The organism is Paenibacillus sp. XP01 (assembly GCF_057364885.1).
In genome coordinates, this window is the sequence record NZ_CP139481.1 from 6,125,476 (window position 1) to 6,145,465 (window position 19,990).

19 protein-coding genes and 1 other annotated feature are annotated in these 19,990 nt (G+C 49.0%); all 19 genes read right to left on the minus strand.

The genetic code is table 11. The features are described from left to right. Positions 1-262 precede the first annotated feature (262 nt). The 19 genes from tuf to SNR34_RS27875 all read right to left on the minus strand — a co-directional run bounded on the left by tuf (position 263) and on the right by SNR34_RS27875 (position 19,943). Positions 263-1,453 carry an elongation factor Tu gene (gene tuf / locus SNR34_RS27785; protein WP_236421396.1) on the minus strand — a complete coding sequence of 397 codons (1,191 nt, stop codon included), beginning with the start codon at positions 1,451-1,453 and terminating at the stop codon, positions 263-265. Positions 1,454-1,557: 104 nt separating this feature from the next. Then, positions 1,558-3,636 (minus strand): elongation factor G, encoded by a 2,079-nt coding sequence (fusA, locus tag SNR34_RS27790; protein ID WP_236421395.1) that lies wholly within the window; start codon positions 3,634-3,636, stop codon positions 1,558-1,560. Between the two features lie 47 nt (positions 3,637-3,683). After that, a complete protein-coding gene (gene rpsG / locus SNR34_RS27795; RefSeq protein ID WP_007432586.1) occupies positions 3,684-4,154 on the minus strand; it encodes a 30S ribosomal protein S7 in 471 nt (156 codons plus the stop codon). An 85-nt stretch (positions 4,155-4,239) separates the two neighbouring features. After that, the gene (rpsL, locus tag SNR34_RS27800; protein WP_236421394.1) at positions 4,240-4,662 is read right to left on the minus strand and encodes a 30S ribosomal protein S12; all 423 of its coding nucleotides are present in this window, start codon (positions 4,660-4,662) and stop codon (positions 4,240-4,242) included. Positions 4,663-4,812: 150 nt separating this feature from the next. Continuing rightward, the gene (locus SNR34_RS27805; RefSeq protein ID WP_236421393.1) at positions 4,813-5,061 is read right to left on the minus strand and encodes a ribosomal L7Ae/L30e/S12e/Gadd45 family protein; all 249 of its coding nucleotides are present in this window, start codon (positions 5,059-5,061) and stop codon (positions 4,813-4,815) included. Between the two features lie 206 nt (positions 5,062-5,267). Further along, positions 5,268-8,882: a DNA-directed RNA polymerase subunit beta' gene (gene rpoC / locus SNR34_RS27810; protein WP_236421392.1), complete on the minus strand. Its 3,615-nt coding sequence runs from the start codon at positions 8,880-8,882 to the stop codon at positions 5,268-5,270. 114 nt (positions 8,883-8,996) lie between these two features. Next, on the minus strand, positions 8,997-12,542 hold the full coding sequence (rpoB, locus tag SNR34_RS27815) for a DNA-directed RNA polymerase subunit beta (RefSeq protein WP_236421391.1): 3,546 nt from the start codon (positions 12,540-12,542) through the stop codon (positions 8,997-8,999). A gap of 399 nt (positions 12,543-12,941) precedes the next feature. After that, a complete protein-coding gene (locus SNR34_RS27820) occupies positions 12,942-13,556 on the minus strand; it encodes a class I SAM-dependent methyltransferase (RefSeq protein ID WP_236421390.1) in 615 nt (204 codons plus the stop codon). A gap of 101 nt (positions 13,557-13,657) precedes the next feature. Continuing rightward, the gene (gene rplL, locus SNR34_RS27825; protein ID WP_236421389.1) at positions 13,658-14,020 is read right to left on the minus strand and encodes a 50S ribosomal protein L7/L12; all 363 of its coding nucleotides are present in this window, start codon (positions 14,018-14,020) and stop codon (positions 13,658-13,660) included. Positions 14,021-14,092: 72 nt separating this feature from the next. Beyond that, a complete protein-coding gene (rplJ, locus tag SNR34_RS27830) occupies positions 14,093-14,596 on the minus strand; it encodes a 50S ribosomal protein L10 (RefSeq protein WP_236421388.1) in 504 nt (167 codons plus the stop codon). 44 nt (positions 14,597-14,640) lie between these two features. Then, positions 14,641-14,788: a sequence feature (ribosomal protein L10 leader region), on the minus strand. Between the two features lie 67 nt (positions 14,789-14,855). Next, entirely contained in the window at positions 14,856-15,548 is a 693-nt protein-coding gene (gene rplA / locus SNR34_RS27835; protein ID WP_236421387.1) for a 50S ribosomal protein L1, read from the minus strand. 95 nt (positions 15,549-15,643) lie between these two features. After that, entirely contained in the window at positions 15,644-16,069 is a 426-nt protein-coding gene (gene rplK / locus SNR34_RS27840) for a 50S ribosomal protein L11 (protein ID WP_236421386.1), read from the minus strand. 67 nt (positions 16,070-16,136) lie between these two features. Next, positions 16,137-16,670 carry a transcription termination/antitermination protein NusG gene (gene nusG, locus SNR34_RS27845; protein WP_236421385.1) on the minus strand — a complete coding sequence of 178 codons (534 nt, stop codon included), beginning with the start codon at positions 16,668-16,670 and terminating at the stop codon, positions 16,137-16,139. A 22-nt stretch (positions 16,671-16,692) separates the two neighbouring features. Beyond that, entirely contained in the window at positions 16,693-16,884 is a 192-nt protein-coding gene (gene secE, locus SNR34_RS27850; RefSeq protein ID WP_236421384.1) for a preprotein translocase subunit SecE, read from the minus strand. A 21-nt stretch (positions 16,885-16,905) separates the two neighbouring features. Continuing rightward, positions 16,906-17,055 carry a 50S ribosomal protein L33 gene (rpmG, locus tag SNR34_RS27855; RefSeq protein WP_072735843.1) on the minus strand — a complete coding sequence of 50 codons (150 nt, stop codon included), beginning with the start codon at positions 17,053-17,055 and terminating at the stop codon, positions 16,906-16,908. 312 nt (positions 17,056-17,367) lie between these two features. Then, positions 17,368-18,012 carry an RNA polymerase sporulation sigma factor SigH gene (gene sigH / locus SNR34_RS27860; protein ID WP_236421383.1) on the minus strand — a complete coding sequence of 215 codons (645 nt, stop codon included), beginning with the start codon at positions 18,010-18,012 and terminating at the stop codon, positions 17,368-17,370. 184 nt (positions 18,013-18,196) lie between these two features. Then, positions 18,197-18,718: an NYN domain-containing protein gene (locus SNR34_RS27865; protein WP_343262750.1), complete on the minus strand. Its 522-nt coding sequence runs from the start codon at positions 18,716-18,718 to the stop codon at positions 18,197-18,199. 5 nt (positions 18,719-18,723) lie between these two features. Then, the gene (rlmB, locus tag SNR34_RS27870; protein ID WP_339274795.1) at positions 18,724-19,470 is read right to left on the minus strand and encodes a 23S rRNA (guanosine(2251)-2'-O)-methyltransferase RlmB; all 747 of its coding nucleotides are present in this window, start codon (positions 19,468-19,470) and stop codon (positions 18,724-18,726) included. 98 nt (positions 19,471-19,568) lie between these two features. Beyond that, the gene (locus SNR34_RS27875; protein ID WP_236421430.1) at positions 19,569-19,943 is read right to left on the minus strand and encodes a Mini-ribonuclease 3; all 375 of its coding nucleotides are present in this window, start codon (positions 19,941-19,943) and stop codon (positions 19,569-19,571) included. Between the last annotated feature and the right edge of the window lie 47 nt (positions 19,944-19,990).

Genomic DNA, 19,990 nt, shown 5'->3' on the forward strand with positions numbered 1-19,990 from the left:
GCAAGCATATTTAAGAAATACATTTAAAAGAATAATTCTTTGCAGAAACAACTCATTCAAATGTTCATTTGCTATGCCTGTTGCCTTTACCGTTTCTTCTCGTCAATGTTTGCTGTTATTCCCTGACGCCCGTTCCGATTCATAAAACAAAAGAGTTCTTTACCCGATATCGGATAAAGAACTCTTTTCCGAAGCTTCGTTCCAGTACAGCGTTACTCGTTCCAGTACAATGTTACATATAATCATTCAGCAAGAAGCCGAATTATTTTTGGATTGTTGCTACCGCACCGGCACCAACTGTACGGCCACCTTCGCGGATCGCGAAGCGAGTACCTTCTTCGATCGCGATTGGAGCGATCAGTTGTACAGTTACTGTGATGTTGTCGCCTGGCATTACCATTTCAGTACCTTCTGGCAGGTTGATGATACCTGTTACGTCAGTTGTACGGAAATAGAATTGTGGACGGTATCCTGTGAAGAAAGGTTTGTGACGTCCACCCTCTTCTTTAGTCAGGACGTAAACTTGAGCTGTGAACTCAGTGTGTGGCTTAACGGAAGCCGGTTTGGACAATACTTGTCCGCGCTCGATTTGAGTACGGTCAACACCACGCAGCAATGCGCCGATGTTGTCACCCGCTTGAGCGGAATCCAGCAATTTACGGAACATTTCAACGCCCGTAACGACGGATTTTTTAGTTTCTTCGTGGATACCAACGATTTCAACCTCGTCGCCGACTTTAACTGTACCACGCTCTACGCGGCCAGTAGCAACTGTACCACGACCAGTGATGGAGAATACGTCCTCGACTGGCATCAAGAATGGTTTTTCAGTGTCGCGCTCTGGAGTTGGGATGTAAGTATCGATTTCTTTGAACATCTCAACGATTTTTTCAGCCCAAGGACCTTCTGGGTTTTGCAGAGCTTCACGAGCGGAACCGCGAGTGATTGGAGTGTCATCGCCTGGGAACTCATATTCGTTCAACAGGTCGCGAACTTCCATTTCAACCAGTTCAAGCAACTCTTCGTCTTCAACCATGTCGCATTTGTTCAAGAATACGACGATGTAAGGAACGCCTACTTGGCGGGACAACAGGATGTGTTCGCGAGTTTGTGGCATTGGGCCGTCAGCTGCGGATACAACCAGGATCGCTCCGTCCATTTGAGCCGCGCCAGTGATCATGTTTTTAACATAGTCGGCGTGACCTGGGCAGTCAACGTGAGCGTAGTGACGAGCGTCAGTTTCGTACTCAACGTGTGCTGTGGAGATTGTGATACCGCGTTCGCGCTCTTCTGGAGCTTTGTCGATTTGATCAAAAGCGATCGCTGCGCCACCGTAAGTTTTGGACAATACAGTAGTGATTGCAGCAGTCAGAGTTGTTTTACCATGGTCAACGTGACCGATAGTACCAATGTTAACGTGTGGTTTATTACGTTCGAATTTAGCCTTTGCCATTTGAACGTGGCCTCCTTATAATAATTTGATTTATGTTTGCATCAGGTGGTATGGACTCACACGCTCATAGAGCCGTGAGCACACGTTCACCTGATGTGGAGAAACTATTCGCCGCCTTTGTTCTTGGATACAATTTCTTCAGCGATCGATTTAGGAACTTCTTCGTAGTGAGAAAGCTCCATCGAGAACACGCCGCGTCCTTGCGTACCGGAACGAAGAGTTGTAGAGTATCCGAACATTTCGGACAAAGGTACTTTAGCACGGATGATTTGGGCTCCACCACGGGAATCCATACCTTCAATGCGGCCACGACGGGAATTCAACATACCCATAACGTCACCCATGTACTCTTCCGGAACGGTTACTTCAACTTTCATGATTGGCTCAAGCAGTGCTGGTTGTGCTTTATCTTTCGCCGCTTTCAGTGCCATCGAACCGGCGATTTTAAACGCCATCTCGTTGGAATCGACATCATGATAAGAACCATCCACGATGGTAGCTTTAACGTCTACTACCGGGAAGCCTGCAATGACACCATTTTTCATTTGCTCTTCGATCCCTGCCAAAGCTGGTGCGATATACTCTCTAGGAACGGAACCACCGACGATTTTGCTGTCGAATTGGTTACCTGTACCTGGCTCGAGAGGTTCGAACTCAACCCATACGTGACCGTATTGACCACGACCACCGGACTGACGAACGAATTTACCTTCAACCCGAGCTGGCGCACGGAATGTTTCGCGGTAAGCTACTTGCGGTTTACCCACAGTCGTTTCAACCTTGAACTCACGACGCATACGGTCGATGATGATATCAAGGTGAAGCTCACCCATACCAGCCAAGATGGTTTGGCCTGTTTCTTCATCAGTATGTGCGCGAAGAGTTGGATCCTCTTCAGTCAACTTACCGAGAGCAACACCCATTTTATCTTGGTCAGCTTTAGTTTTAGGTTCTACGGCGATTTCGATTACCGGATCAGGGAAGTTCATGGACTCCAGGATAACCGGATGTTTCTCATCACACAGTGTATCACCTGTACCAGTATCTTTCAAACCTACGGCAGCTGCGATATCACCGGAGTAAACTTCAGTGATCTCTTGACGGCTGTTCGCATGCATTTGAAGGATACGGCCGATACGTTCGCGTTTACCTTTAGTAGCGTTCAATACGTAAGAACCGGATTGAAGTACGCCGGAGTAAACACGGAAGAACGTCAACTTACCAACGTAAGGATCTGTCATGATTTTAAAAGCCAATGCGGAGAATGGCTCTTCATCAGAAGATTTACGAACCGCTTCAGTTCCGTCTTCCAGAACACCTTTGATGTCCGGTACGTCAACTGGAGCTGGCAAGAAGTCGATTACGGCATCCAGCATCAACTGAACACCTTTGTTGCGGTACGAGGAACCACAGATAACCGGGAAGATTTTAACTTCGACTACACCTTTACGGAGAGCGGCTTTGATCTCATCAACTGTGATCTCTTCGCCTTCCAGGTATTTCATCGTCAAATCTTCGTCGAGTTCTGCAACGCGCTCGATCAGTTCGTTACGGAGTTCTTCGACTTGGTCAGCGAATTCCGCAGGAACGTCCACAACATCGATATTTTGTCCCAGGTCATCCTGGTACATATGAGCTTTTTGCTCAATGATATCGATGATGCCTTTGAAATCATTTTCCGCGCCGATTGGCAGTTGGATTGCAACAGCGTTCGCTTGAAGGCGATCACGCATGTCAGCAACAACGTTCAAGAAGTCGGCACCGATGATATCCATTTTGTTTACATATGCGATCCGAGGTACGCCATAACGGTCAGCCTGTCTCCATACGGTTTCGGACTGAGGCTCAACGCCTTCTTTCGCACTGAATACACCTACTGCTCCGTCCAATACACGAAGGGAACGTTCAACTTCAACAGTGAAGTCAACGTGTCCCGGGGTATCGATGATATTGACGCGGTGGTTTTTCCAAGAAGCGGTAGTCGCAGCGGAAGTAATCGTGATCCCGCGCTCCTGTTCCTGTTCCATCCAGTCCATTGTCGCAGCGCCTTCGTGAACTTCACCGATTTTGTGCGTACGGCCTGTGTAGAACAAGATCCGCTCAGTTGTAGTGGTTTTACCCGCGTCAATGTGAGCCATGATCCCGATATTACGTGTATTTTTCAAGGAGAACTCTCTTGCCATGAAATGGGTCTCCCTTCAAAATTGAAGTTTTTAGTATGAACTGAATCCTACCAACGGTAGTGAGCAAACGCTTTGTTCGCTTCAGCCATTTTGTGCGTGTCTTCGCGTTTTTTAACGGAAGCGCCTGTGTTGTTGGAAGCGTCGATGATCTCAGCCGCCAAACGCTCTTCCATCGTTTTCTCACCGCGGTTGCGGGAGTAGTTCACGAGCCAACGTAATCCCAGGGAAGTACGTCTCTCTGGTTTTACCTCGATTGGTACTTGGTAGTTGGCACCGCCGACACGGCGAGCTTTAACTTCCAGGACTGGCATGATATTTTTGATTGCTGCTTCAAATACTTCCATCGGGTCATTACCCGTACGTTCTTGAATCAACTTGAACGCATTGTACAGGATGCTTTGAGCAACACCGCGTTTTCCGTCGAGCATGATGCGGTTGATCAAACGAGTAACCAACTTGCTGTTGTATACCGGATCTGGCAACACGTCTCTTTTCGTAACTGGACCTTTGCGTGGCATGGATATCCCCCTTTCTTTCTTGTTCGGCTAATCCGGCTTATCTGGCAGCAGCCAGAATCATGCCGAGATTGCCGCTATTCTTCAATTAGGCTTTTTTAGCTTTTGGACGTTTCGCGCCGTATTTGGAACGAGCTTGCATACGGTTGTTCACGCCTGCAGTATCAAGAGCGCCACGAACGATGTGATAACGTACCCCCGGAAGGTCTTTTACACGACCGCCACGGATCAGCACAACGCTGTGCTCTTGCAAGTTATGTCCGATACCCGGAATGTAAGCCGTCACCTCTACGCGGTTCGTCAAGCGAACACGAGCGTATTTACGAAGCGCGGAGTTCGGTTTTTTCGGAGTCATTGTACCTACACGAGTGCAGACACCACGTTTTTGTGGGGCACTGATGTTAGTAGCTTCACGTTTCAGAGCGTTGAACCCTTTTTGCAAGGCTGGCGATTTGGACTTGTAGATTTTAGCTTGGCGTCCTTTACGAACCAGTTGGTTAATAGTTGGCATGTGATTGCCACCCCCTTCCTCAATTATTCATGTTTCTTTATAAACCTTTACTCTAAGCCCACAGACCCAGGCGGTTCATAAAAAGACAAATGAAAAGTTTTTGCCTTTGAGAATCCATAAAAATGTTCCCTGACAAAAACGTTCCTAACATTATTTAACGACAGCTACCATTGCTGCCCCTACTCCAATCCCGCATGCCTTGCCGAGATTTTTCATCGTGTCCACTTTTGTGTACTTGACATTGTGCTCTTCGCACAAAGCGATGATTTTGGAAGTAAGCTGCGGATCGCAATCCTCAGCCACATAGACTTCGGAAGCCATTCCTGACTGAACCATCCGCATGGTCTGTTTGGTACCAATCTTGACATGAGCATCTTGCAGACCTTTTTCATTAGGCATCGTACATTCCTCCGAAATTGGATCAAATACAATCATCTGCTCACGCACCTTTGATATATTAGCATCTAGCGCAAGCATTGTCAATGCTAATCACAAACATTTATCATAAAGTTTTGCAGCATCAGAGGACGTATAGGCACAAGCTCATGCCATCATCCCCTGATGCCCAACACTCTATTTCTTTGTTCAGGTGCTAGAAAAAGCGATTAATCTACGGATACCGGCTCCAGCTCTTCTACCGAAGATTCGCCGTCTTCCGGACCGGCAAACTCGATGCTGCGGTAACGGTTCATACCCGTACCTGCAGGAATCAGTTTACCGATAATTACGTTTTCTTTCAGACCGAGCAACTGATCGACTTTTCCTTTGATCGCTGCATCTGTCAGGACACGTGTCGTCTCCTGGAAGGATGCCGCGGACAGGAAGGAATCGGTCTCCAGGGATGCTTTGGTGATCCCGAGCAGGATCGGTTTGGCAACCGCTGGCTCTTTGTTGCTGAGGAATGCCGCTTTGTTTGCTTTTTCGTACTCGTGGGTATCCACGAACGATCCTGGCAACAAGTTGGTGTCCCCTGCATCTACGATGCGGATTTTGCGCAGCATTTGACGGATCATGACTTCAACGTGTTTATCGTTGATTTCTACACCCTGGTTACGGTATACGCGCTGTACTTCCTGCAAAATGTAGTTCTGCACGCCACGTACGCCTTTGATGCGCAGCATTTCTTTCGGATCGATGGAACCGTCCGTCAACTCGTCGCCCGCTTCGATCTCCATGCCTTCGCTTACGCGCACACGGGAACCATAGGTAACCGAGTATACTTTGGACTCCGCTTCACCTTGGATTTCGATCTCGCGACGATCTTTCGCCTCGCGGATCTCTTTAACGACACCGTCAATCTCACTGATCGTAGCCTGACCTTTAGGGTTACGGGCTTCGAAGAGCTCTTGGATACGCGGCAAACCTTGCGTGATATCGTCTCCGGCTACACCACCGGTGTGGAATGTACGCATCGTCAACTGGGTTCCTGGCTCACCAATGGATTGTGCAGCGATAATACCGACTGCTTCCCCGATCTCCACATGTTTACCTGTCGCCAGGTTGCGACCGTAACATTTTTTGCAGACACCATGACGAGCACGGCAGCTGAGTACGGAGCGAATTTGCAGTTTCGTTACGCCCGCTTTGACAATCGCTTCCGCTTTATCGGAATCGATCAATTCATTGCGGTGCGCAATGATTTCATTCGTTTCCGGATGACGAACCGTCTCAAAGCAGTATCTGCCTTCGATACGGTCATAGAGATCCTCGATAACCTCTTTGCCGTCCTGGATACGGCTAACCGTGAAGCCTTTATCCGTACCGCAATCGTCTTCGCGTACGATGACATCTTGGGCTACGTCTACGAGACGACGAGTCAAGTAACCGGAGTCCGCTGTACGAAGGGCCGTATCGGCCAAACCTTTACGGGCACCGTGCGTCGAGATAAAGTACTCGAGTACCGTCAGACCTTCACGGAAGTTCGATTTGATTGGGAGTTCGATAATCCGGCCGGATGGGTTGGCCATCAGACCACGCATACCGCCCAGCTGGGTGATCTGCGATTTGTTACCCCGCGCTTTGGAGTCAACCATCATCATGATGGAATTGTAACGGTCCATCGACTTCATCAGGATATCGGTGATATCGTCTTTCGATTTCGACCAGATATCGATGATGCGATCATAGCGCTCTTCGTTCGTGATCAGACCGCGGCGGTACTGATTCGTAACGATTTGGGCTTTTTCTTCGGACTGCTTGAGAATATCGATTTTTTCATCAGGCACGACAACGTCCGACACGGCCACGGTAATACCGGCACGGGTCGAATACGTAAATCCGAGTTGTTTGATTTTATCCAGAATAACGGCTGTTTCCGTTGTGTGATAAATTTCGAAACAACGCGCGATGATCGAACCGAGATACTCTTTTCCGACACCGCCAGCCTGAGGAGCATTCATGATCGCTTCTCTCAGATCGGCGCCTTTCTCATATACAAACGAGTGCTCCGCAGTACCTTGATAAAGGTTAGCACGTGTAGCATCGTTGATGTACGGGAAGCTCGCAGGGAAAATTTCGTTAAAGATGATTTTGCCGACCGTTGTCAGCAGCATCGCCTCTTGTTGTTTCTCCGTGAAGCTTGTTTTGCCCAGTGCTTTAACAGGAATAGCCACGCGTGCATGCAAACCTGCAGTACCGCGTTGATATGCGGATACAGCTTCGTTCACCGTACGCAAAATCATGCCTGTTCCCTTTTCTTCCTTGTTGTCCATGGTCAGGTAGTAAGAACCGAGGACCATATCCTGGGAAGGGGTAACAACCGGTTTACCGTCTTTCGGGTTCAAAATGTTGCCCGATGCAAGCATCAGAATCCGCGCTTCTGCTTGAGCTTCCGCAGACAAAGGTACGTGCACGGCCATCTGGTCACCGTCAAAGTCGGCATTATACGCCGTACATACGAGCGGGTGAAGACGAATTGCCTTACCTTCAACCAGAATCGGTTCAAATGCTTGAATACCAAGACGGTGAAGCGTAGGGGCACGGTTGAGCAGAACCGGATGCTCTTTAATGACTTCTTCAAGAACGTCCCAAACTTCCGGGCTTACGCGTTCGACTTTGCGTTTAGCGCTCTTGATGTTGTGGGCAAGCCCTTTATTCACAAGCTCTTTCATCACGAAAGGCTTGAACAGTTCAAGCGCCATATCTTTAGGCAGACCGCACTGATACATTTTCAGGTAAGGTCCTACGACGATAACCGAACGACCGGAGTAGTCAACACGTTTACCGAGCAAGTTTTGACGGAAACGTCCTTGTTTACCTTTCAGCATGTGGCTGAGGGATTTCAAAGGACGGTTACCAGGACCCGTTACCGGGCGTCCGCGACGGCCGTTGTCGATCAATGCGTCAACCGCTTCCTGAAGCATCCGTTTTTCGTTTTGCACGATAATGTCCGGTGCGCCAAGATCCAACAGGCGTTTCAGACGGTTGTTACGGTTGATTACACGGCGATACAGGTCATTGAGGTCAGACGTTGCGAAACGTCCGCCGTCCAGCTGTACCATTGGACGAAGTTCTGGCGGGATCACTGGAAGTACATCCATGATCATCCACTCAGGCTTATTGCCGGAATTGCGGAAAGCTTCAATGACTTCCAAACGTTTGATCGCACGGTTGCGACGTTGTCCTTGCGCAGTGCGAAGCTCTTCTTTCAGGAAGTCGAGCTCTTTTTCCACATCAAGGTCTTGAAGCAGTTTTTTGACTGCCTCTGCACCCATGCCGGCCTGGAATCCATATCCGTATTTTTCACGGTAGCTGCGATATTCTTTCTCGGACAGCAGTTGTTTTTTCTCCAGTGGAGTTTCTCCTGGATCGGTTACTACATAAGATGCAAAATAAATAATCTCCTCAAGAGATCTTGGAGACATATCCAAAGCAAGACCCATACGGCTCGGAATACCTTTGAAGTACCAGATATGCGATACCGGAGCAGCAAGCTCGATATGCCCCATCCGTTCGCGACGTACTTTCGCACGTGTTACTTCAACGCCACAACGGTCACAGACGACGCCTTTATAACGAACGCGTTTGTATTTACCGCAATGACATTCCCAGTCTTTCGTAGGGCCAAAAATCTTCTCGCAGAACAGCCCTTCTTTTTCCGGTTTCAACGTACGATAGTTGATCGTTTCCGGTTTCTTCACTTCTCCGCGGGACCAAGAACGAATTTTTTCAGGGGAAGCAAGCCCGATCTTCATGTATTCGAAATTGTTGACGTCCAACAAGGAGCAACCCTCCTTAACCAAGTCCTGTATTCTAGGTTACGCCCTCCCCGGCCGAAGCCGGAGAAAGACGCGAGCCTGATGAAAAAAGCGCCGGTCAGCTATGCCCGAAGGCGATTATTCCGCTCCGACCTCTGCACCCTCGAGGTTGAGGCTGAGTTTGTCGTTCGCAGCGTCATCTTCATCGTCGATTTCTTTCATTTCAATTTCCTGTTCGTCTTCGCTCAGGATTTTGACGTCCATACCCAAGCTTTGCAGCTCTTTGATCAAAACTTTGAACGATTCAGGAACACCCGGTTCCGGAACGTTCTCGCCTTTGACGATGGACTCATACGTTTTCACACGACCTACAACGTCATCGGATTTGACGGTCAGGATTTCTTGAAGCGTGTAGGCTGCGCCGTAGGCTTCAAGCGCCCAAACCTCCATCTCCCCGAAACGCTGGCCACCGAATTGGGCTTTACCGCCCAGCGGTTGCTGCGTAACCAGAGAGTAAGGACCTGTGGAACGGGCATGGATTTTATCGTCAACCATGTGCGCCAGTTTGATCATGTGCATGACACCGACCGTAACTTCACGTTCGAAGCGTTCTCCCGTGCGGCCGTCGTACAGAACCGTTTTACCATTGCGCTGCATGCCTGCTTCTTCCATCGTATCGAAGACGTCATACTCCTTCGCTCCGTCGAATACAGGCGTTGCCACGTGAATACCCAGCTGCATCGCAGCCATACCAAGATGGACCTCAAGCACCTGACCGATGTTCATCCGCGATGGTACGCCCAGCGGGTTAAGAACGATCTGTACCGGAGTACCGTCCGGCAGGAACGGCATATCCTCTTCAGGCAAAATACGTGCCACGACCCCTTTGTTACCGTGACGTCCGGCCATTTTGTCACCCTCAGAGATTTTACGTTTCTGAGCGATATAGACACGAACCAGCTGGTTAACGCCTGGAGGCAGCTCGTCGCCGTTTTCGCGTGTAAACACTTTAACGTCGACTACGATACCGTCCGTACCATGAGGTACGCGCAGGGAAGTGTCACGAACTTCACGTGCTTTCTCACCAAAGATCGCATGCAAGAGGCGTTCCTCGGCAGTCAGTTCCGTTACGCCTTTAGGCGTTACTTTACCAACCAGGATGTCGCCGGCTGCGATTTCGGCACCGATGCGGATAATTCCGCGCTCATCCAGATTGCGAAGAGCCTCTTCGCCGACGTTCGGGATGTCACGCGTAATTTCTTCCGGTCCAAGCTTCGTATCACGTGCCTCGGACTCGTATTCCTCGATATGGATGGATGTGTACACATCTTCCTTCACGAGTTTTTCGCTCAGCAGGATCGCATCCTCGTAGTTGTAACCTTCCCAAGTCATGAAGGCAACGACTACGTTGCGGCCCAGTGCCAATTCGCCCATTTCCGTGGATGGGCCGTCAGCAAGGATATCTCCCGCTTTGACGACGTCGCCGCGTTTGACGATTGGACGTTGGTTAATGCATGTTCCTTGGTTGGAACGCATAAATTTGTGTAATTTATATTTAACGATATCGCCCTTGACCTCTTGGCCATCGATCGCTTCTATGCGACGGAGCCAGATTTCATTGGCAGAAGAACGTTCGATAATCCCGTCGTATTTGGAAACAATACATACACCGGAATCTTTTGCGGCTTTGTGTTCCATACCCGTTCCGACAAGCGGAGCTTTAGGCACGAGCAAAGGAACGGCCTGACGCTGCATGTTGGATCCCATCAACGCGCGGTTGGAGTCATCGTTCTCAAGGAACGGAATGAGCGCCGTCGCAACGGATACGACCTGCTTCGGAGATACGTCCATGTAGTCAACGCGCTCGCTCGGCATCGTCAGGATGTTATCCGACTGTTTGTTGTAACGCACGATGATCGACTCTTCGGCAAACGTTCCGTCCTCGTTCAACTTCGCATTCGCCTGAGCGACAACGTAGTTATCTTCTTCGTCTGCCGTCAGGTAGTCGATTTGCTCCGTGACTACGCCTGTTTTCGGGTCAACCCAACGATACGGCGCTTCGATGAAGCCATATTCGTTCACGCGGGCAAATGTCGACAGGGAGTTGATCAAACCGATGTTCGGTCCCTCCGGCGTCTCGATCGGACACATCCGGCCATAGTGGGATGGATGGACGTCACGGACTTCCATGCCGGCACGCTCACGCGTCAAACCGCCCGGTCCGAGTGCGGACAGACGACGTTTATGCGTCAACTCACCCAACGGGTTCGTTTGATCCATAAACTGCGACAACTGAGAGCTGCCGAAGAACTCTTTAATCGATGCAATGACCGGACGGATGTTGATCAAAGCCTGCGGCGTGATCACGTTAGCGTCCTGGATGGACATTCTCTCGCGCACAACGCGTTCCATACGGGAAAGACCGATGCGGAATTGGTTCTGCAAGAGCTCGCCCACGGAACGCAAGCGACGGTTACCCAGATGGTCGATGTCATCCGTGCTTCCGATGCCATGCAACAAGTTCAGGAAGTAACTGATGGACGAGATGATGTCCGCAGGCGTGATGTTTTTAACCGATTTATCGATGTTCGCATTAGCAATCAGCTTGACTACTTTGCCGTCTTCAATCGGAGAGAATACATCAATCGTCTGTACCGGAATATCATTGGCATCCAATACACCGTTTGCCACATGGTATGTGCGGAACCCGACGCTTTTCTCAAGGTAGGACATGATTTCATCCAACAAGCGGCGGTCTACCATTTGGCCCGCTTCAGCGATGATCTCGCCAGTGTCCGTATCGATCAAGGACTCCGCAAGACGCTGGTTGAACAAGCGGTTTTTGATGTGAAGCTTTTTGTTGATTTTGTAACGACCTACGTTGGCGAGGTCATAACGTTTTGGATCAAAGAAGCGCGCTACGAGCAAGCTTTTCGCGTTATCCAGCGTTGGCGGCTCGCCCGGACGGAGACGCTCGTAAATCTCGATGAGTGCTTTCTCCGTGGAATCCGTGTTGTCTTTGTCCAGTGTGTTGCGAATATATTCGTCATTACCGAGAAGATCCAGAATCTCAGCGTCTGTGCCGAAACCAAGTGCACGCAGCAGAACCGTCACCGGTATTTTGCGTGTGCGGTCGATCCGGACGTAAACGATGTCCTTCGCGTCCATCTCAAGTTCCAGCCAAGCGCCACGGTTAGGAATCACTGTAGCGGTATACGTTTTTTTGGCGTTTTTATCTACTTTTGTGCTGAAGTAAACGCTAGGAGAGCGAACCAACTGGCTGACAATAACCCGTTCCGCACCATTAATAATAAATGTGCCGGTTTCGGTCATCAGCGGGAAATCTCCCATGAATACTTCCTGCTCTTTGACTTCGCCGGTTTCCTTATTAATGAGCCGGACTTTGACCCGAAGCGGTGCTGCATAAGTAACGTCACGCTCTTTGGCGTCGTCTACTGTATACTTCGGTTCACCGAGACTGTAATCGATAAATTCCAAAATCAAGTTGCCTGTGAAATCCTGGATCGGCGAGATATCCTGGAACATTTCGCGCAACCCTTCCTCCAAAAACCAATCGTAAGATTTTTGTTGGATTTCAATCAGGTTCGGAACTTCGAGTATCTCGTTAATTCGTGCATAACTGCGCCGAGTGCGTCGACCATATTGAACAAGATGTCCTGCCAACTTAAACTCACCCCTCAATGTCTACTCACATAAAAATTTCGTTGCGAACCTCTGTTTGTAACCTTATAATGGTACACATACAGAGCAAAGCAATGCATCCACAAATAAAGAAAAGCCCTTACTCGAATGTCGTTCGAAAAAAGAGCAACCTTGTATTCGGTGGATATCTTGCCAATCATACTTATCCCCAGTTTGCCCAAAATGTACATATTATACGCCAAACGTAGGCATAATATGCCCGTTCGGCGCAAAAAAGGTGGACATTTTTAGTTAGCTAAAGCCAAGTAGGGCATCTTAATACTGACATTTTATAATAATACCACGACTGGTTTTTCAAGTCAATAGTCCTATTGCTAAAAAATCTTATGCCTGCTTACTTTACAAAAAACGAAGAAAAGATTATGAAACCACCACTTCGTCCTTTGTAGCTTTAAAAATGCGATAACCTTTGTCCTTCGTAACCTCTTCCACCCTTGCAAACAAAGACTCCAGTTTAGCCTTGGCCGACGGCGCTCCTTGCTTTTTCTGAATGACCACCCATAGTGAACCACCCATCTTCAAATGATCGTACGCCTGCTCAAAAATAGCATGAACCGTGTCTTTGCCGGCTCGGATGGGCGGATTGGTCAGAATGACGTCAAAATCCGTTCTCTCCACTTCAGCAAGTAGATTGCTTTGCATCACCGTAACATTGGCAACGCCATTCGCCCGTGCATTTTCCTTGGAAAGCTCAACCGCTCTCTCGTTGATATCAATCATGGTGACATGTCCATTCGGCACAAGCTTTGCTGCCGTGAGCCCGATCGGCCCATATCCGCAGCCAACATCCAAGACAAGCGCACCTGCAGGCAATTCCATCGCATCGATCAATACTCTGCTGCCATAATCAATTCCGTTTTTGGAAAACACCCCTGCGTCCGAAACGAACCGCATTCCAAACCCGCGCAGCAGCGATTCATTCACTTTTCTGTCATGCGCCACTTGCGGTTTATCCGAATAATAATGATTGGACATGTCCTCACTCGCTTTCCATGTACAATTACAGCAACAAACCCCTTGAAGTAGTTCAAGGGGTTTGTTGTTTTGTTTAATAATGTTAGCTAGAATAAGCTAAATTATTTAACTTCGATTGTAGCGCCTGCTTCTTCCAATTTAGCTTTGATGGATTCAGCTTCTTCTTTGCTTACTTTTTCTTTCAACGCTTTTGGAGCGTTGTCTACTACTTCTTTCGCTTCTTTCAGGCCCAGACCTGTAATTTCGCGAACTGCTTTGATTACGTTGATTTTGGACGCACCAGCGTTAGCCAGGATTACGTCGAATTCGGATTGCTCAGCTTCAGCTGCAGCAGCGCCGCCGCCTACAACAGCTACTGGAGCTGCAGCAGTTACGCCGAATTCTTCTTCGATTGCTTTAACGAGATCGTTCAGTTCCAGTACAGTCATGCCTTTGATTGCTTCCAAGATTTGCTCTTTGCTCATGATTGAACCTCCATATATAGTTTAGATTTTTTTTATTTCATTACCGCTTAAGCAGCATTCAGATCAAGAAGCTTACGCGCCTTGCTCTTCTTTTTCTGCAACAGCTTTAACCGCAAGCGCGAAGTTGCGCACTGGCGCTTGAAGCACGCTGAGGAGCATGGAAAGGAGACCTTCGCGGGATGGCAGTTCTGCCAGCGCTTTGACTTCCTCTACACCCACTACGCGACCTTCAACAACTCCACCTTTAAGTTCCAGCTTGTCGTTCTTTTTAGCGAAGTCGTTCAGAATTTTGGCTGGAGCCACAGCGTCTTCTCCGCTGAATGCAATCGCAGTAGGACCTGTCAGAACGCTATCGAGTTCAGTCAGTTCTGCTGCAGCAGTCGCACGGCGAAGCAACGTGTTTTTCAGCACTTGGAATTCGATTCCGGCTTCACGAAGTTGCTTACGCAACTCAGTTACTTGAGCAACGTTCAATCCGCGGTAGTCAACCACAACTGTCGTTGCGCTCTCGCGCAATTTTGTCGTAATTACTGCAACGGACTCTTCTTTTGCTTGAATCACTTTTGCATTTGCCAAACTGTACACCTCCTGTCAAATTTCACGTCCGGCACACCGGACTTATCCCAATAAGAAAAGCCTCCGTAGAATCACGAAGGCTTGATATATACTCATAACCGATCCGAAATCAGTCTAAGCTCTATAATCACACCTCGGTAGGAAATTAAGCCCTGAGGCACCTACTGTCTACGGTAAGCATATTCAAATATCAACGGTCAGTCACTCGGACTCACAACTCTTATAGCATATCAGAACAGAACAAGTCTGTCAACAGATATTATCTAAAAGCAGCTGCGTTCACGCGTGCGCCAGGGCCCATCGTGGAAGAAAGAGAAACGTTCTTCAGATAAACACCTTTTGCTGCCGCCGGTTTAGCACGGTTCAGAGCGTCCATGAGAGCTTTCAAGTTCTCGTTCAGTTGCTCTGCAGTGAAAGAGGCTTTACCGATCGGTGCATGAATTTGACCTGCACGATCCAGACGGTATTCGATTTTACCAGCTTTGATTTCTTGAACAGCTTTGGTTACGTCGAAAGTTACCGTTCCGGCTTTAGGGTTAGGCATCAGGCCTTTACCGCCGAGCAGACGGCCCAATTTACCTACTTCGCTCATCATATCAGGTGTCGCTACGCAGACATCGAATTCGAACCAGCCTTGTTGGATTTTGTTGATCATATCTGCATCGCCAACATAATCCGCGCCAGCCGCTTCCGCTTCTTTCGCTTTGTCACCTTTTGCAAATACCAGTACGCGTTGTGTTTTACCTGTACCATGCGGCAGGACAACAACACCACGTACAGCCTGGTCTTGTTTACGAGGGTCTACGCCCAAACGCACTGCAGCTTCGATGGTTTCATCGAACTTAGCAGTGGCTGCCTTTTTCACAAGCTCAACAGCTTCTGAAGGCTCGTAAGTTGCTTCGCTGTCGATCAGCTTGGCAGCTTCCAGGTATTTTTTACCGTGTTTAGCCATGTTATATTCCTCCTTTGTGGTTTTAGCGGATATACCTCCCACATTGACCGGCCGCGAATCGGCCGGCTTTACGAAGCCATGTTTCCTAAGAAAAATTAGTCTTCGATGGTGATACCCATGCTACGGGCAGTACCTTCGACCATACGCATAGCGGACTCAACGTTCGCTGCATTCAGGTCAGGCATTTTTTGCTCCGCGATTTGGCGAACTGTGTCGCGTTTAACGGTAGCAACTTTTTTCTTGTTCGGTTCGCCGGAACCTTTTTCGACTTTCGCCGCAACTTTCAGCAGGACTGCTGCTGGTGGAGTTTTGGTGATGAACGTAAAGGAACGGTCCTCGAATACTGTAATTTCAACAGGAATAATCAATCCCGCTTGATCAGCTGTACGCGCATTGAACTCTTTACAGAATGCCATGATGTTGACACCCGCTTGACCCAAAGCCGGACCTACTGGAGGCGCTGGATTCGCTTTACCTGCTGGAATTTGCAGTTTTACCATTTTGATTACCTTTTTTGCCATGATTGACACCTCCTTGCGAAATAGTGGTCACCGGACCTTCCGGTCCTCCCACAAGAAACTTGAAGAGCTATATCTTCTCCACTTGGGTATATTCCAACTCAAGCGGCGTTTCCCGTCCAAACATGTTCACATGAACCTTCAACTTGCTTTTGTCTACCAAAATTTCTTCCACGGAGCCCACAAAATTCGCAAAAGGACCCACTTTGATGCGCACGGATTCCTTAATATCGAATTCAATTTTCGGCTTCGGTTCAACCATGCCCATATGCTTCAGAATTTGTTCCACTTCTTCGGGCAGCAAGGCGGTTGGCTTGGACCCGGAACCTGTCGAACCGACAAATCCCGTAACCCCTGGCGTGTTGCGAACAACATACCAAGAATCGTCCGTCTGGATCATTTCCACCAAAACATATCCGGGGTAAACTTTACGCATGACGGTTTTTTTCTTGCCGTCCTTGTTTACCACTTCTTCTTCCATAGGAACAAGAACGCGGAAAATTTTGTCTTCCATGCCCATGGACTCTACGCGTCTTTCCAAATTGGCTTTGACCTTATTCTCATACCCGGAGTAGGTATGAACAACGTACCATCTTTTTTCCATATCAAGCCACCTGGGACCCTTCTTAAATAATCGCTTCGATCACAGCGGAGATGCCGATATCAACGACCCAAAAAAACAGCGTCATAACCACAACAGTGCCTAGAACGATCAATGTGTAGTTGGTCAGCTCTTTACGATTAGGCCAGCGAACCTTTTTAAGTTCAGCCCAGCTTTCGGAGAAAAAGGAAAACAGAGATTTGAAACTGCGTTTCACGCCGACTACACCTCCCAAAAACTATCTGGTTTCGCGATGAGAAGTCTGCTCGTTACAAAACTTGCAAAATTTCTTCATCTCCATGCGGTCGGGGTGATTACGCTTGTTCTTTGTCGTTGTGTAATTTCTTTGTTTGCAATTTGTACAAGCCAAAGTAATAATTACCCGCATGATGTACACCTCCCGAAGACTTCCACTTTGAAGCAGAGTCTCTTAATTGAACCTAAAAAAAAGCCGCGAATTTAGGCCTACCTAAAACACTTTATCATAAGGGTATTTCCATGTCAACGAAAGAATCACCTTTCAGAACCTGGTAAAAGTTCCGGCCGTTACGCAGCCGCTTCACCTCTCCTTTTTTTCCTCTGCTCCTGCTCGAACCAAGCGATTACTAGTATAGTCATTTTCAAATTTTCTAAACGAAAGACAAGCAAAAAAAGACTCAACTTCCGAGCCTTTTCCGTCAACGACAACTTCTTATCCAGCTCAATGATCACGAACTTCCAAATACTTCTCCAGCTTGCGCTTGACGCGCTGAAGCGCATTATCAATCGATTTCACATGCCGATCCAGGTCTACGGCAATTTCCTGATAGGATCTTCCGTCCAAATACAGCATCAGCACTTTTCGTTCCAGGTCGCTCAGAATCTCCGACATTTTGTCTTCCAGGCCAACAAACTCTTCCTGGTTGATGATCAGTTCCTCTGGATCGCTAACCTGTGTTCCACAAATTACGTCGAGTAACGTACGATCGGATTCTTCGTCATAAATTGGCTTATCAAGTGACACATAGGAATTCAGCGGAATGTGCTTCTGCCGCGTCGCTGTCTTGATTGCCGTAATAATCTGCCTGGTAATGCACAGCTCGGCAAACGCTTTGAACGAGGCCAGCTTGTCCCCTTTGAAGTCCCGAATAGACTTGTAGAGGCCGATCATCCCTTCCTGAATGATGTCCTCCCGATCAGCCCCAATCAGAAAATAAGATCTCGCCTTGGCGCGTACGAAATTCCGATATTTGTTGATCAGATATTCCAGCGCTTCGCTCTCACCTTCACGGACCGCTTCGACAATGTCTTCGTCGCTTTGGTAATCATACTTGGATAACATGATATCTTTGAGGTCGACACTCACAGACAATCCCTCCGGCTGCAACGCAAGGTACCCCCGTTACTCTACTCTATGAAATATACGAACAGTATATATGATGCCACCTCACACCGTCAACCACGCCGTCCCTAAAAAAGATCATGAATAACATAATTGTCAAGAGTTTCAAGATTGAAATTTATGCCAGACATCGCCGAATTTCCCCGGATCACTCCCGGCGCCAGCGTTCGAATTGCTTTAATATTTCGGGACTCAGCTTGGCCCCAAGCGTATTTCGCGTGGATTTCGCCTGATCTTCTTCGAGCCGCTTTTGCAGTTCTTTTTCATTCTGCTCGACCTCGATGAGCAGCTCCCTGGCAGATACCCTTAGCGCTCCCTGACCGAAAATGACATGCTGTTCCACCATATCGCTGGTAGCTACGTAGATTTGGCGTCTTCGCGTGCTCAACTCCCGAACGAGTCTCTCGATGCATTCATCGGCCGTCTCTTTTTCCTTGGTAAAATAAATCTGAACCTTGCTCTGGGAATACGACTTGCCGAGTCCGGGCACGAGGTATGCGTCAAACACCACGATGACCCGGCGGCCGGAAAATGCCTGATAGTCCGCAAGGCGGGAAAGAAGCCGATTCCTCGCTTCCTCCAGCCCGCTTTCCGCCAATCGGGTCAGTTCCGGCCAGTCACCGATCATGTTGTACCCGTCCACAAGAAGCACATCACGGGAATCAGCCATGGCTGTTATCCTTGCGCTTGGCGCGACCGGAGCACTTCATACATGACAACGCCCGCAGCTACCGAAGCGTTGAGCGAATTGATCTGGCCTTGCATCGGCAGTTTGATGAGCACGTCGCATTTCTCGCGAATGAGCCGGCCCATGCCTTTGTTTTCGTTTCCGATCACAAGCGCTACGGGACCCGTGAACACGCCGTTGCCAAACACGTTCTCTGTCGCGGCAACGTCCGTGCCGACTACCCATACCCCTGCCTCTTTCAGCCGATCAATCGTTTGGCCCAGGTTGCTGACCCGGGCTACAGGCACGTATTCCACCGCTCCTGCCGAAGTTTTGGACACCGTAGCCGTAACGGCCGCCGAGCGGCGTTTGGGCACAATGACGCCATGAGCTCCCGTGCAGTCTGCCGTACGCAGGATGGAACCCAGGTTATGCGGATCTTCAATCTCGTCCAGCAAGATCAGGAAAGGAGGCTCGTCCTTTTTCGCAGCCGCGGCCAAAATGTCTTCTACTTCGACGTAAGCGTAGGGAGCGGCTTGGGCCACCACGCCCTGATGCTGAATGCCTGGGACCGCTTGGTCCAGCTTGCGTTTGTCCACGTGCTGGATAACGATCCCCAGTTTTTTGGCTTCCGCAATGATCGGTCCTGTCAAATGTTTTTGCGCCGTATCTGCAATCCATATTTTGTTGATGGTCCGGCCTGAACGCAGCGCCTCTGTGACGGAGTGTTTGCCGGCAATCCATTCTTCTTCCATGTTTCGTTCTATCCTCTCTGTAGCGCCAAGTTGTTGGGTCGGGCCGATTCGACAGCCTGTCCCCATGCTCAACTTCGCGCATTTCGTTGATTTTCCGTTTATTTCGTCAAGCTTTGGGCGTGTTCGATGCCCTGTGTAATCAACTCGATCATCCGTTCATGTTGTCCGCTGCTGTACAAATAGCCGATCAGGCATTCCAGCGCCGTGGCATGCCTGTACTCGAGCACGTCTGCATTTTTCGGAACGCTGCCCGACTTGGCGTTGCGTCCCTGCCGGACGATATCCTGTTCTTTTTCGTTCAGCAAACTTTCGATGCCTGCCAAAATTCGACTCTGGGCCTTGGCCGACACCAGCCCCGTCGCACTTCGATGCAAATGAGCGGGTCGCATATTGGGCTTGGACAGCAAATATTGTCGAACCGCGACTTCGTAAACCGCATCGCCGATGTAAGCAAGAGCGATCGGCGGAATCAGATGGGCCGGACGCGAAGGGGGATACGGGAACCAGCCCCCGGCCGAGC